The 13,469-nt window shown below is 58.1% G+C and carries 13 protein-coding genes; 10 read left to right on the plus strand and 3 right to left on the minus strand.

Going from position 1 to position 13,469, the window contains the following annotated elements:
* Positions 1-37: 37 nt before the first annotated feature.
* Positions 38-1,330 carry a serine--tRNA ligase gene (serS, locus tag MUY35_RS12960; protein WP_248369196.1) on the minus strand — a complete coding sequence of 431 codons (1,293 nt, stop codon included), beginning with the start codon at positions 1,328-1,330 and terminating at the stop codon, positions 38-40.
* 155 nt (positions 1,331-1,485) lie between these two features.
* Between serS and yajC the strand changes: the two genes are divergently transcribed.
* The 9 genes from yajC to MUY35_RS13005 all read left to right on the plus strand — a co-directional run bounded on the left by yajC (position 1,486) and on the right by MUY35_RS13005 (position 8,431).
* Positions 1,486-1,815 carry a preprotein translocase subunit YajC gene (gene yajC, locus MUY35_RS12965; protein WP_248369199.1) on the plus strand — a complete coding sequence of 110 codons (330 nt, stop codon included), beginning with the start codon at positions 1,486-1,488 and terminating at the stop codon, positions 1,813-1,815.
* Positions 1,816-1,875: 60 nt separating this feature from the next.
* The gene (secD, locus tag MUY35_RS12970) at positions 1,876-4,506 is read left to right on the plus strand and encodes a protein translocase subunit SecD (RefSeq protein ID WP_248369201.1); all 2,631 of its coding nucleotides are present in this window, start codon (positions 1,876-1,878) and stop codon (positions 4,504-4,506) included.
* On the plus strand, positions 4,499-5,254 hold the full coding sequence (locus MUY35_RS12975; protein WP_248369204.1) for a TSUP family transporter: 756 nt from the start codon (positions 4,499-4,501) through the stop codon (positions 5,252-5,254). Before secD ends, MUY35_RS12975 begins: the two co-directional genes overlap by 8 nt.
* A gap of 21 nt (positions 5,255-5,275) precedes the next feature.
* The gene (locus MUY35_RS12980) at positions 5,276-5,629 is read left to right on the plus strand and encodes an Mth938-like domain-containing protein (protein ID WP_248369207.1); all 354 of its coding nucleotides are present in this window, start codon (positions 5,276-5,278) and stop codon (positions 5,627-5,629) included.
* Between the two features lie 10 nt (positions 5,630-5,639).
* On the plus strand, positions 5,640-6,281 hold the full coding sequence (gene ccmA / locus MUY35_RS12985; RefSeq protein ID WP_248369210.1) for a heme ABC exporter ATP-binding protein CcmA: 642 nt from the start codon (positions 5,640-5,642) through the stop codon (positions 6,279-6,281).
* Positions 6,278-6,934: a heme exporter protein CcmB gene (gene ccmB / locus MUY35_RS12990; protein WP_248369213.1), complete on the plus strand. Its 657-nt coding sequence runs from the start codon at positions 6,278-6,280 to the stop codon at positions 6,932-6,934. Before ccmA ends, ccmB begins: the two co-directional genes overlap by 4 nt.
* Positions 6,935-7,001: 67 nt before the next feature.
* Positions 7,002-7,736: a heme ABC transporter permease gene (locus MUY35_RS12995; RefSeq protein WP_248369215.1), complete on the plus strand. Its 735-nt coding sequence runs from the start codon at positions 7,002-7,004 to the stop codon at positions 7,734-7,736.
* A complete protein-coding gene (locus MUY35_RS13000) occupies positions 7,729-7,884 on the plus strand; it encodes a heme exporter protein CcmD (RefSeq protein ID WP_248369218.1) in 156 nt (51 codons plus the stop codon). Before MUY35_RS12995 ends, MUY35_RS13000 begins: the two co-directional genes overlap by 8 nt.
* Positions 7,877-8,431: a DsbE family thiol:disulfide interchange protein gene (locus tag MUY35_RS13005; RefSeq protein WP_248369221.1), complete on the plus strand. Its 555-nt coding sequence runs from the start codon at positions 7,877-7,879 to the stop codon at positions 8,429-8,431. The genes MUY35_RS13000 and MUY35_RS13005 overlap by 8 nt, the downstream gene beginning before the upstream one ends.
* A 423-nt stretch (positions 8,432-8,854) precedes the next feature.
* Here MUY35_RS13005 and acnA read toward each other — a convergent pair whose 3' ends face one another.
* Positions 8,855-11,545: an aconitate hydratase AcnA gene (gene acnA / locus MUY35_RS13010; protein WP_248369224.1), complete on the minus strand. Its 2,691-nt coding sequence runs from the start codon at positions 11,543-11,545 to the stop codon at positions 8,855-8,857.
* 309 nt (positions 11,546-11,854) lie between these two features.
* On the opposite strand from acnA, the gene MUY35_RS13015 reads away from it, so the two are divergent.
* Positions 11,855-12,511 carry a DUF1223 domain-containing protein gene (locus MUY35_RS13015; RefSeq protein ID WP_248369227.1) on the plus strand — a complete coding sequence of 219 codons (657 nt, stop codon included), beginning with the start codon at positions 11,855-11,857 and terminating at the stop codon, positions 12,509-12,511.
* 24 nt (positions 12,512-12,535) lie between these two features.
* On the opposite strand, the gene MUY35_RS13020 is transcribed toward MUY35_RS13015, so the two are convergent.
* Positions 12,536-13,417 carry a lysophospholipid acyltransferase family protein gene (locus MUY35_RS13020; RefSeq protein WP_248369232.1) on the minus strand — a complete coding sequence of 294 codons (882 nt, stop codon included), beginning with the start codon at positions 13,415-13,417 and terminating at the stop codon, positions 12,536-12,538.
* Positions 13,418-13,469: the final 52 nt, after the last annotated feature.

Here is a 13,469-nt window from a genome sequence, read left to right on the forward strand (position 1 = left end):
GCAATGGGCGCCGGTTTTTGTTAGAGATTTGAGCGGCTCAGATCAAGTTACCTTCAGCCGTGATCTGAGTTTTGCCACGCAGGTAAGGGTGCAGCGCTTCGGGCACATGGACCGACCCATCTTGTTGCTGGCCATTTTCCAGCACCGCGATTAGCGCACGGCCGACGGCCAGACCCGATCCGTTCAGCGTGTGCACAAACTGCGGCTTGCCACCATCGGCGGGCTTATAGCGTGCATTCATGCGACGCGCCTGAAAGTCACCGGCAAGAGAGACCGAGCTGATTTCACGATATTGATTCTGGCCGGGCAGCCAGACCTCGATATCGTGGGTGCGTTTCATGCCAAAGCCCAGATCGCCGGTGCACAGCACGACAGTGCGATATGCCAGCCCGAGGCGTTCCAGAATATCTTCGGCAAAGCCGGTCATCCGCTTGTGCTCGGCCTCTGAGTCTTCGGGGCGTGTGATCGACACCATTTCGACCTTTTCGAACTGGTGTTGGCGCAACATGCCCGCCGTGTCGCGGCCCGCGGACCCGGCCTCAGATCGGAAGCACTGGGTGTGGGCAACATAGCGGCGGGGTAGGTAGCTGTCGTCGACCGTGACGCCGTTGACGATGTTGGTCAGGGTAACTTCGGCCGTCGGGACGAGCCACCAGCCGTTGGTGGTTTGATAGCTGTCTTCGCCGAATTTCGGCAACTGGCCCGTGCCATACATCATTTCTTCTTTGACCAGAACAGGGGTCCAAGTCTCGGTCAGACCATTTTCCTCTGTGTGCACATCAAGCATAAATTGCGCGAGCGCGCGGTGCAGGCGGGCGACAGCGCCAGACAGAACCATAAAGCGCGAGCCCGACAGTTTGGCGGCGGTTTCAAAATCCATGCCGGATTTGACCGCCGGAAGCTCATAATGCTCCAAGGCTTTGAAATCGAACGTGGTGGGGGAGCCCCAGCGTTTGATCTCGACGTTATCATCTTCATCCGCGCCATCGGGGATGTCATCGCCGGGAATGTTGGGCAGCCCCATCAGCAGGTCAGTCAGCTTTGCGTCCAGTGCCTTGGCGTCTTCATTCAGCTTAGCGATCTCAGATTTCTTGTCGGCGACCAACGCGCGCAGACGTTCAAACTCTGTTTCGTCGCCGGATGCTTTTGCGGCTCCTACGGATTTCGCGGCCTTGTTCGCTTCAGCCTGGGCGGTTTCAGCGGCCAGGATCGACGCGCGCCGCGCTTCGTCCAGCGCCAGAATTTCGCCCGACAATGGCGACAGGCCCCGGCGTGCCATTCCGGCGTCGAAGGCTTCGGGGTTGTCGCGGATCAGACGAATATCATGCATTGTGTGCTTCCTCGTTTCTCATGCTCGGCATATGCCAGAAGCGCGTGCGTGGGGGAAGGGGGAAGATCGCTTTCGCTTGCTTGCCAACCCCAAGGCCCCCATATAGTGTGCGCCAACGTTTTGGGGCCGAGGCCCGCTTGAGAAGGAATATCCACATGTTTGCCACTCCTGCTTTTGCACAGGCCGCGGGCGCGCCCGCCGGGGGGCTTTTGAATTCGATGCTGGTGCCGATGCTGTTGGTATTCGCGATCATGTATTTCTTCATGATCCGTCCGCAGCAAAAGAAGATGAAAGAGCATCAGGCGATGCTGGGCGCGCTGCGCAAGGGTGATCAGGTGATCACGCAGGGCGGTGTCATCGGCAAGATTCTGAAGGTCAAGGACGACTCGGAAGTTGAGGTCGAGATCGCGACGGGCGTGAAGGTGCGCGTTGTGCGTGCCACGATCGTCAAGGTGATAGGCAAGACCGAACCGGTCGAAAGCTGATCAAGCGGCGGTTTGTCCGCCAATCAATAACGACATCAAACGCTTATAAGGCAGGGGCTTATGCTTCAAATCGCGACTTGGAAACGTCTTGTGATCTGGGGGCTGACGGCCCTTGGCTTGTATTTTGCGGCCCCCAACGGCTTTTACAGCCGGGTTGAGCTGCACAATGATGCGGCCACTTCAATTGAGGCTACGGGCGCGACGCCTGAACTGGAAGCGAACCTATCGGCCTGGCCCGACTGGGCGCCCAATTCGCTGGTGAATCTGGGGCTTGATCTGCGTGGCGGTGCGCATTTGCTGGCTGAGGTTCAGGTCGCAGACGTGTACGGCGCGCGAATGGATGCGATGTGGCCCGAGGTCCGCGACGTGTTGCGTGAGGAGCGTGCCACCGTTGGTACGATCCGTCGTCAGGACGGCGCAGCAGACGAACTTCGCATCCAGATATCGCAGCCCGAAGGTCTGCCCCGTGCCATCGAATTGGTGCAGTCACTGGCCCAGCCCGTTGTCAGCCTGTCCGGCGTCGGATCGACGGATATCGAGGTCAAGCCGGGTCGCGAAGGCGAGCTGGTCGTGACCCTGTCGCAAGCCGAACGCGTGGCGACTGACGACCGCACGATCCAGCAATCGCTCGAAATTATTCGTCGTCGCGTGGATGAGGTCGGTACTCGTGAACCCACCATCCAGCGTCAAGGTGACGCGCGCATTCTGATTCAGGTGCCGGGCATCGGCAGTGCGTCGGAGTTGAAAGAAATCATCGGCAAGACCGCCAAACTGACCTTCCACCCTGTGGTCAGCCGCACCACAGATGCCAGCGCGACCCCCGGTCCGCGTAACGTCCTTTTTCCGTCGCTGGACGAAGACGGCGTCTTCTATGAGTTGGAAAAAACGCCTGTCGTCACGGGTGAAGAACTAAACGACGCGCAGCCTGCCTTTGACCAGAACGGCCAACCGGCGGTGAACTTCCGGTTCAATGTGTCCGGCGCGCGAAAATTCTGCGACTATACTGGTGCCAACGTCGGAGCCCCCTTCGCGATCGTGCTAGATTCCGAGGTTATTTCCGCCCCGCGCATCAATGAACAGATCTGTGGCGGTTCGGGCATTATTTCGGGCAATTTCACGATCGAGGAATCAACGAACCTTGCCGTGCTACTGCGTGCAGGCGCGTTGCCTGCCGAACTGACTTATGTTGAAGAACGCACCATTGGGCCGGAATTGGGACAGGACAGCATCGATGCGGGCAAGATCGCCTCAATCGTTGCCTTCGTTGGGGTCCTGATCTTTATGGTCGTGTCTTATGGCTGGTTTGGCGTGATTGCCAACGTCGCGTTGATCCTGAATGTCGGGATGATTTTCGGCCTGTTGTCGATGATCGGCGCGACGCTGACACTGCCGGGGATCGCCGGGATCGTGTTGACCATCGGGATGGCGGTGGACGCCAATGTGCTGGTGTTTGAACGTATCCGTGAGGAGTTGAAATCCGGCCGTGGTCCGGCGCGTGCCATTGAACTTGGCTATGAAAAAGCCCTGTCGGCCATTCTGGACGCCAACATCACCACCTTCATCACGGCCGTGATCCTGTTTATCATGGGCTCAGGCCCGGTGCGCGGTTTCTCGGTCACGCTGGCGCTGGGCATCCTGACATCAGTGTTTACGGCGATTTACCTGACCCGCCTCATGCTGATCATTTGGTTCGAACGGAAACGCCCGCGCAAGCTTGAGATCAAAGGCTTGCGTATGGCGCCGCAAAACCGGGTCTTTGACTTCTTCCGCGCGTCGATTGCGACGATGGGGGCCTCGGGTTTGGCGATGGTGGCATCTGTCTTGCTGTTCCTGATCGTCGGCCTGAACTTCGGCATCGACTTCCGCGGTGGCACGACCATCCGCACCGAAAGCTCGCAAGCGGTGGATGTTGGTGTCTATCGTGACGCGCTGGCCCCGCTGGGACTTGGCGACATCTCAATTGCGCAAGTCTTTGATGTGAACTTCGCAGAGGACCAGCATGTGGCGCAGATCCGGATTGAGGCTCAGGAAGGCCAAGAAGCTATCACGCCCGAAACCATCATGATCATTGAGCAGGCGTTGATGGATGTGGATCCCGCAATCACCTTCCCAAGCGTTGAGAGCGTCGGCCCCAAAGTGTCAGGCGAGCTGGTCACAAGTGCCGTTCTGGCCGTCGTTGCCGCCATTGCTGCGGTTTTGGTCTATATCTGGCTGCGGTTCGAATGGCAGTTTTCGCTTGGGGCTGTAGCGGCGCTTGTGCATGACGTCGTGCTGACCATCGGGATATTCAGCCTGTTGGGCATCAAGTTTGACCTCGCCATCATTGCAGCTCTGCTGACCATTGTCGGCTATTCGCTGAACGATACCGTGGTTGTCTTTGACCGGGTGCGCGAAAACCTGCGCCGTTACAAAAAGATGGACCTGAAAGAGGTTCTGAACCTCTCGATCAATGAAACACTCGCGCGTACCATGATGACCTCGGTCACCACGCTTCTGGCGTTGATCGCGCTTTATGTTCTGGGCGGCGATGTCATCCGCGGGTTCGTCTTTGCGATGATCTGGGGCGTGGTCGTGGGGACCTATTCGTCGATCTTCGTGGCTTCGGTGATCTTGCTGAAACTGGGTGTGAAACGCGACTGGTCCAAGCCGGATGCCAACGCGGGCAACCAATTTGCGGACATAGATGCCTGATCTGCTGGCGCAAGCCCTGGCGCTGCCGGGGCTTGGCTGGTTATTAGCGGCCGCTTTTACCGCAGGGCTTGTGCGCGGTTTTGCGGGCTTTGGCACCGCGCTGGTTTTTCTGCCAGTGGCCGCACAGATTATCAACCCGGTCTGGGCTGTCACGGTTTTGATCGTGATGGATCTGGCCGGACCTGCCCCCGCAATCCCACGCGCCCTGAAAGACGGATATCCCAAGGATTTGATGCGGCTGGTCACAGGCACAGCGCTGGCGCTGCCGCTGGGATTGGCGGCGCTTTTCGCTGTCGACCCGGTCGTATTTAAGTTGGCGGTGTCGGTGGTCAGCCTGGCCATGCTCGCGGCTTTTATGACCGGCTTGCGATATTCCGGCCCTGTCACATCGCGCGTTGTCTGGGCGACCGGAGGCGCGGCGGGCCTGCTTGGTGGGGCTGCCGGCATTCCCGGCCCACCTGTCATCCTGCTTTACATGGCGTCGACCCACCCGGCGCGTGTCATCCGCGCGAATACGACAGCCTATCTGTTTTTCTTCGACGCGCTGATGCTGGTGGGCTTCTTCTTCGCCGGGCGTCTTGTTGGACTGCCCGTATTCCTTGGTTTGCTTGTCATGGTTCCCAACCTTCTGGGCAATCTTGTTGGGGGTGCGGTCTTTAACCCCAGACGCGAATCCCTTTATCGTCGTGTGGCATACCTGATCATTGCGGCCTCAAGCCTGTCCGGGCTTTATGCCGCACTCACCTGACCCAACCTGCAAGGACGCGACATGGAGTTCCATGAAGTCAAATATAACAATGCCCAACCGGTTGACGGTTACGGCCCAGGATTTTTCCGTGTCGCAGACGAAGTGATTCAAGGTGGGGTGCTTGTGACTGCGGACGCGGCGATCAAATGGGGTGGCCCCGACGAACTTGCACCGCTTTTGGCGTTGGCAGGTAAGGTTGACGTCTTACTTTATGGCACAGGCGCCGACCCCGCGCATCTGCCTGCCGACCTGCAAGAGGCGCTGGAAGAGGTTGGGGTCGCGGTCGAAGCGATGGCCTCTGCGCCAGCCTGCCGCACCTATAATGTACTGCTGGCCGAGGGGCGGCGCATTGCGCTGGCCGCCCTTCCGGTCTAAGGCTTCCCCCATGGAATTGAGGGTCGATAACCTGTCCGTCGCGCGCGGAGGCGTGCCAGTGCTGGAAGGCGTGAACTTCACGCTATCTGCCGGGCAAGTGTTGATCCTGCGCGGGCCAAATGGGTCGGGTAAAACCACGCTTCTGCGCACGTTGGCGGGGTTGCAGCCGCCAATCGCCGGGCAAGTGTCTGCGGACCCAGAGCACATCACCTACGGTGCCCATGCAGACGGGCTGAAAGCTACGCTGACTGTGGAAGAAAATCTGCGGTTCTGGGCCTCGGTGCATGGGATCGACAGCATTGCGCCCGCCGTCAACGACTTCAATCTGGAAGGGTTGACCCACCGTCCTGCGGGCAATCTTTCCGCTGGTCAAAAACGCCGTCTGGGTCTGGCGCGGCTGTTGGTCACAGGTCGCCCGATTTGGTTGCTGGATGAGCCGACCGTGTCGCTTGATGTGGCCTCGGTCGGGTTGTTCGCCGATGCGGTGCGCGCCCATGTCGCAAACGGAGGTGCGGCCCTGATCGCCACCCATATCGACTTGGGACTAGAGGCTGACACGTTTGACATCGGCCCCTTCCGCGCCGACCCCAAACGGGCCCGCGACCAGAAGACTCGCGACAATTATGCAGATTTCGACGAGGCGTTTTCATGATCGCCCTTTTGGTCCGGGACATGCGGCTGGCAATGCGCGCAGGCGGCGGCTTTGGGCTGGGGCTGGCGTTCTTTCTGATCGTATCAACGCTTGTCCCGTTTGGTGTTGGACCCGAGGCCGCGATCCTGTCGCGCATTGCGCCGGGCATTCTGTGGGTTGGGGCTTTGCTGGCCTGCCTTCTGTCGCTGGACCGTATTTTCCAATTGGATTTCGAGGATGGATCGCTGGACCTTCTGGCTACGGCCCCTATCCCGATGGAGGGGACGGTCGCGATCAAAGCGCTGGCGCACTGGCTCGTCACCGGCCTTCCCCTGACGCTGGCCGCGCCGGGGTTCGGAGCGCTGATGAACCTGCAATCGCCGGGCCATTACTGGATATTTATCACCCTTTTAATCGGGACACCTGCGCTGTCGATGATCGGCGCGTTCGGTGCAGCACTGACCGTTGGGCTGAAACGCGGCGGGTTGCTGTTGTCGCTGCTGGTCCTGCCGCTGTATATCCCGACGCTGATCTTCGGGGCCGAGGCGGCGACGCGTGGCACCGCAGGGCTGTCCGCTCTGACGCCGCTGCTTATGATGGCGGGGATCACTGCCGGATCCATCGCGCTTCTGCCCTTTGCCGCCGCCGCCGCCCTTCGTATTAACCTGAGATAGGTCAAGTCGCTGTGAGCCACAGAGCTCTATGCTTGCGCAAATCATAGCCACCGAATAGAGGAAGCAAATGTCACTTTGGGAATTCGCAAACCCGGTCAAGTTCATGGCGCTCAGCGGCAAGGTGTTGCCGTGGGTGATTGGTCTGGCTGCGTTGACGCTGGTACCGGGCCTGATCTGGGGCTTCTTTTTCACGCCAGAGGCCACGAACTTCGGCAACTCGGTCAAAATCATCTATATCCACGTGCCGTCGGCAATGATGGCGATCAACATCTGGGTGATGATGCTGGTCACGTCGCTGATTTGGATCGTGCGCCGCCACCACGTTTCGGTGCGCGCCGCCAAGGCTGCGGCCCTGATCGGCGTCACCATGACAGTCATCGCGCTGATCACCGGCGCGATCTGGGGTGAACCGATGTGGGGCACCTACTGGGCGTGGGACCCGCGCCTGACCAGCTTTTTGATCCTGTTCCTGTTCTACTTGGGCTATATGGCGCTTTGGGCGGCCATCGAAAACCCGGACACCGCCGCCGATCTGACCTCGGTCCTGTGTATTGTCGGGTCGGTCTTTGCGCTGCTCAGCCGCTATGCGGTGAACTTCTGGAACCAAGGTTTGCACCAAGGCGCTTCGCTGTCGCTGGACAAGGAAGAACATGTGGCCGATGTCTACTATCAACCGTTGCTGTTGTGCATTGCAGGCTTTGTCTTGCTTTTCGTCGCGCTGGTTCTGATCCGCACCCGGACCGAACTGCGCCTTGTGCGCCTGCACCGTTTGGAAATCCGCGAAAGGATGAAAGATGCTTGAGCTTGGCAAATATGCAAATGCAATTCTGTCGTCTTGGGGCATTACTCTCGGTCTTTTGATCGCCCTGATCCTTGTCACTTGGCGCCGTTCGGTCCATGTGAAGAAGGCACTTCATGCGGCTGAGAAAAGGGCGTCCGACAATGGCTGAAGAAAAGAAAAAAGGTATTTCGTGGTTGATGGTGCTGCCCCCGGTGCTGTTCATCGGGCTGGCCACGATGTTCCTGTGGGGCATGAAACAACCCGATCGAAATGCCCTACCATCGACACGCGAAGGTGGCATTGTTCCGGCCTTGCAGCTGACGGATTTTGACGGGGCCGAAGGCTTCACCCATGACGACCTGACCTCGGGCGGCGTGAAACTGGTGAATTTCTGGGCCAGTTGGTGTGCACCCTGCCGTGCCGAGCACCCGCAACTGGAAACGCTTGCGCAAGAGGGTTTGGCGATCAACGGCATCAACTACAAGGATGAGCCCGCCAATGCGCGACGCTTTCTTGAGCAATTAGGCGACCCCTATGCCAAATTGATGGCCGACGCCGATGGGCGCACTGGTCTTGAATGGGGGCTATATGGTGTGCCGGAAACATTCATTATTGCCGCAGATGGCACGGTGGTGAAACGCTTTGCCGGTCCGATCACAGAAAGCATTCTGGAAAACGTGATCCGTCCCGCGATCAAGGACGCCGAAAACCGTTAGCCTGCGGCGCTCAACATCAGGATGAACACGCTGAACGCAATGGCTTCAAGTATCGGCAGTGAGAATTGGCGCAATAATCTGAACATAAATCTTCTTTTGCTAAAAGCATCATAAGGTTAAATTCGGAAAAACCGGAAACAATTACCCAAAAATCATCGTATTATATGCAAACCAGTGAAGCAGATCACAGCCTGTAATACCAGTCTGGTTTCCCTTTAATTTACGAATATCGGCGACAGTTCGCCTGCGATTTTCTGATCATTGCGATCACACCAAGGGATAGAAGATGCAGCGATTGCGGTACGGTTGCTTGGCCAATTTACGGTTAATGTAGCGCAAACCTCTTTTGTCTTTGCGACGAAAAAATCATAGAAAAAACGCGCCCCCGAAGGGACGCGTTCAAATCTTTAGATGTCGTTCAGTTTACGACTTAGCGAGGTTACGCAGAACGTAGTGCAAGACACCGCCGTTCTCGACGTATTCAATCTCGACTTCCGTGTCGATCCGGCACTTCAGCTCGATCTCTTTCACCGAACCATCGGCAAATGTGATCTCGCAAGGGACGTTCGACAAGGGTTTCAGATCGCCTGCCAACCCTTTGATCGACACGGTTTCTTCGCCGGTCAGACCCAAGGATTTGCGGGTGTCGCCGCCGGTAAATTCGAACGGGATCACACCCATGCCAACAAGGTTGGAGCGGTGGATACGTTCGAAGCTTTCGGCGATCACGGCCTTGACGCCCAGAAGGCTTGTGCCTTTGGCCGCCCAGTCACGCGATGAGCCTGCACCATATTGTTCGCCACCAAAGACGACCAGCGGAGTGCCAGCGTCTTGATAAGCCATCGAGGCGTCATAGATTGACGTCTGCTGACCGTCAGGGCCTTTGGTATAGCCGCCTTCGACGCCGTCCAGCATCTCGTTCTTGATGCGGATGTTGGCAAACGTGCCGCGCATCATGATCTCGTGGTTGCCGCGACGCGACCCGTAGGAGTTAAACTCGCGCGGGGCGACCTGCCGTTCGGTCAGATACTGACCTGCGGGCGACGAGACAGGGAAAGACCCGGCCGGCGAAATGTGGTCGGTGGTGATCATGTCACCCAGAACGGCCAGCACTTTCGCGCCTTCGATGTCCGAGATCACGCCAGCATCTTTCGACATCCCTTGGAAATAGGGTGGGTTCTGGATGTAGGTCGAGGACGCCGGCCAGTCATAGGTTTCGTCCCCGGTCGTCTCAACCGCTTGCCACTTCTCATCGCCTTTGAAGACGTCAGCGTATTTCGATTGGAACGCTTCGCGGGTGACGGTTTGTTCGACCAGTTCGGCCACTTCTTGTGTCGAGGGCCAGATATCTTTCAGATAGACATCATTGCCATCCTTGTCCTGACCGATAGCTTCGGTGGTCAGATCAATATCCATGGTGCCAGCCAAGGCATAGGCTACGACCAGCGGTGGCGAGGCCAGATAGTTGGCGCGCACGTCGGGCGAAATACGACCTTCGAAGTTGCGGTTGCCGGACAGGACCGATGTTGCCACCAGATCGCCTTCGGCAATCGCTTCGGACAGCTCTGCCTGGATCGGACCGGAGTTACCGATACAGGTGGTGCAACCATAGCCCACAAGGTTGAAGCCGATCTTGTCCAGATCTTCTTGCAGGTTTGCGGCCTCAAGATACGCCGACACAACCTGGCTTCCCGGTGCCAGCGAGGTTTTAACCCACGGTTTGCGATCCATGCCCAGTGCTGCGGCTTTGCGGGCCACAAGGCCAGCGCCGATCATCACGTAAGGGTTCGAGGTGTTTGTGCACGAGGTGATCGACGCGATCACGACCTTGCCCGATTCCATAGTGTAGTCTTCGCCTTTGACAGCGACTTCCTTGCCCATGGGACGCTTGAAGGTTTCTTCCATTTCCTTGCGGAAAGCGTGCTTGGCGTTGGTCAGCGGCACATAGTCCTGCGGTCGTTTCGGGCCCGAGATGGCAGGAACGATGGTGCCCATGTCCAGCGACAGCGTGTCGGTATAGATGGGCGCGTAATCTGCATCACGCCAGAACCCATTTTCCTTGGCATAGGCTTCGACCAGCGCGATGCGGTCTTCGTCGCGACCCGTGGTGCGCAGGTAACGCAGGGTCTCACCGTCAATCGGGAAGAAGCCACAGGTCGCGCCATATTCCGGCGCCATGTTGGCGATGGTTGCCCGGTCGGCCAGCGGCAGTTTGTCCAGACCTTCGCCATAGAATTCGACGAACTTGCCGACAACACCCATGGTGCGCAGCATTTCGACGACTTTCAGAACAAGGTCGGTGCCTGTTGTGCCTTCCATCATCTCGCCGGTCAGCTCGAAGCCGACGACTTCGGGGATCAGCATTGAAATCGGTTGGCCCAGCATCGCGGCTTCGGCCTCGATACCGCCAACGCCCCAGCCCAGAACGGCCAGACCGTTCACCATGGTGGTGTGGCTGTCGGTGCCGACCAATGTGTCGGGATAAGCGACTTGATCACCGTTCTGATCTTCGTCTGTCCAGACGGTCTGTGACAGATACTCAAGGTTCACCTGGTGACAGATGCCGGTGCCGGGAGGCACAACGCGGAAGTTGTTAAATGCCGACTGACCCCATTTCAGGAAGGTGTAACGCTCAAGGTTGCGTTCGTATTCGCGGTCGACGTTCATCTGGAACGCGCGCGGGTTGCCAAATTCGTCGATCATGACCGAGTGGTCGATAACCAGATCAACCGGGTTCAGCGGGTTGATCATCTGGGCGTCGCCACCCAGTGCCTTGATGCCATCACGCATCGCAGCAAGGTCAACAACAGCAGGCACGCCAGTGAAGTCCTGCATCAGAACGCGGGCGGGGCGGTAGGCGATCTCGCGCGGGTTCTTGCCGCCTTTTTCGGCCCATTCGCTGAACGCCTTGATATCGTCCACGCTGACGGTGCGGCCACCGTCTTCAAAGCGTAGCATGTTTTCCAGAACGACTTTCAGCGCGGCAGGAAGGCGCGAGAAATTGCCAAGGCCTGCAGCCTCGGCGGCGGGGATTGAATAATAGGCGACGGATGAGCCACCAGCCGTGAGCGTCTTGCGCGTCTTGGCGGTGTCAGAACCTACGATAATGGTCATTGGAATGGCTCCCTTATGGTCAGGATACAGGGTTGGGCTGGCTTGCATTTGCCCCAAAAACCGGGTGCGACGCAAGAGGTTTCGCGCGCTTTGTATACTATTGCACACCAGAAATCGACCCCAATCTCTACTTATCAGCGAGAACTGTAACAAACCCCTCGCAAAACCTTGATTGGCGGCGCCGCGACGGGCGCGCTATCTAAAGGTTGACCCCGACGGAAAAGAGACCCGATGAAAGCTGTTTTGCCCCTGTTTTTAGTATGCGCCGCTTGGTTTGGCGCCCTGCCTGTAACCGCTCAAGAGCGGCCAGTGACAGTTGTTGAACTGTTTACATCGCAGGGGTGCTCGTCTTGCCCACCAGCCGATGCGTTGTTGGGCAAGCTGGTCGAATACGACAATATTCTGCCGCTGGCGATGCATGTGGATTACTGGGACTATATCGGCTGGAAGGACACGTTCGCGAAGGCTGCGCATACCAAACGGCAAAAGGCTTATGCGTATGGCTTCGGAACACGCTCGATCTATACACCGCAGATGGTGATTGGTGGCATTGATCAAGCGGTCGGCAGCCATGTTGTCGAAGTGATGGATGTCATTCACCGCCATCAAGCAAAAACACCGCGTGTGGTGTTGCAGACAACCACCAGTGATGCGGGTGCGCCGCGTTTGCGCGTGGCGCGCATGACCCATCGCGCGCTGCCGGGCAATATCCTTGTGCAGATCGTGCGCTTTTGGCCCATGGCGCAGGTGAACATCAGCCGGGGCGAAAATGCCGGGTTGTCGATCACGTCAACCAACGTCGTGACGGACATTCAAGGCTTTGGCGCTTGGGATGGGATGGAAACAGTCGAATTTGACCTGCCGGTTCCCGTCGCGCCCGAAGGACAGTCCGCCGCAATCGTTCTTCAAACCGCCACGAAAGGCGGATATCCCGGAGAGATTCTGGCCGCGATCAAGCTGAACTAGGCGATAGGCTGCTGGATTGGCGGCTCAATCCGCGCTGGGCAATTGCCAGCGGTTATGAATCCATAAAAACTGATCCATGTTCTGACGCACGCGTGCCTCTAGCCGATCATTGAATTGCTGCATCATTGTTTCCGCGTCGCTATGTGCGATCGGATCTTCGACCACAATGTCGAAATCCAGCCCGTTTTCCTGACGGATGGCGAAGATGGGAATGAACAATGTATCGTATTTCAAGGCCATTTCTGCCACCGCCAACGTGGTCATGGCGGGCTGACCAAAGAAGCTGAGCTTTGCGCCCTGATCTTCGCGCTGATCCAAAAGAATTGCCAGCAGGCCGCCTTGGCGAAGATGCTTCACCATCTCGGCCATGCCGCGGCGGGATTGCTCGAACGCCTTACCTTCGAAGCCTACCATGCGGGCTTTGTAGCTTTCGTTGAAATAGGCGTTGGACATCGGGCGATACAGCGCACCGGCGTTGTATCCGGCCTGAATTGTGACAGCGCGGGCCGCGTCGTAATTGCCGAAATGCCCCGAGATCGCGATGATGGGACGTCCGGCCGCTTTCGCGGTTTCCATAGCTGTGACGCCGGGGCCAGACAGTTTTGTGTTCTGCAGTCGCTTGTAAAAGGCGTCGCCAGACCACATCTCGGCCAGAAAGCGTCCGGCATTGGTCAGAACGGCGCGGACCATCTGTTTGACCTGTGCGGGCGGCATGTCCGGGCAAGCCACCGCCAGATTGTTACGGATGCGTTTGTCATATCCGGCAATTGGCCCGACGATGTTTGCGGCCAGCCAGCCGACCGCAGGCAAGCGCCGGTTATAGGGCAAAAGACGGGGCAGGTTCAGGACGGCAGACAGCGCCACATGAGTCAGGTAGGGGCCAACGCCCCGTTTTTCTTGCACCATCTTCCCTGTCTCCATAAGCGCGGCGGTCTGGCGCTGCGCGCGTGGTGTTCAT

This window comes from Aliiroseovarius sp. S1339 (assembly GCF_023195695.1).
Taxonomy (GTDB): domain Bacteria; phylum Pseudomonadota; class Alphaproteobacteria; order Rhodobacterales; family Rhodobacteraceae; genus Aliiroseovarius.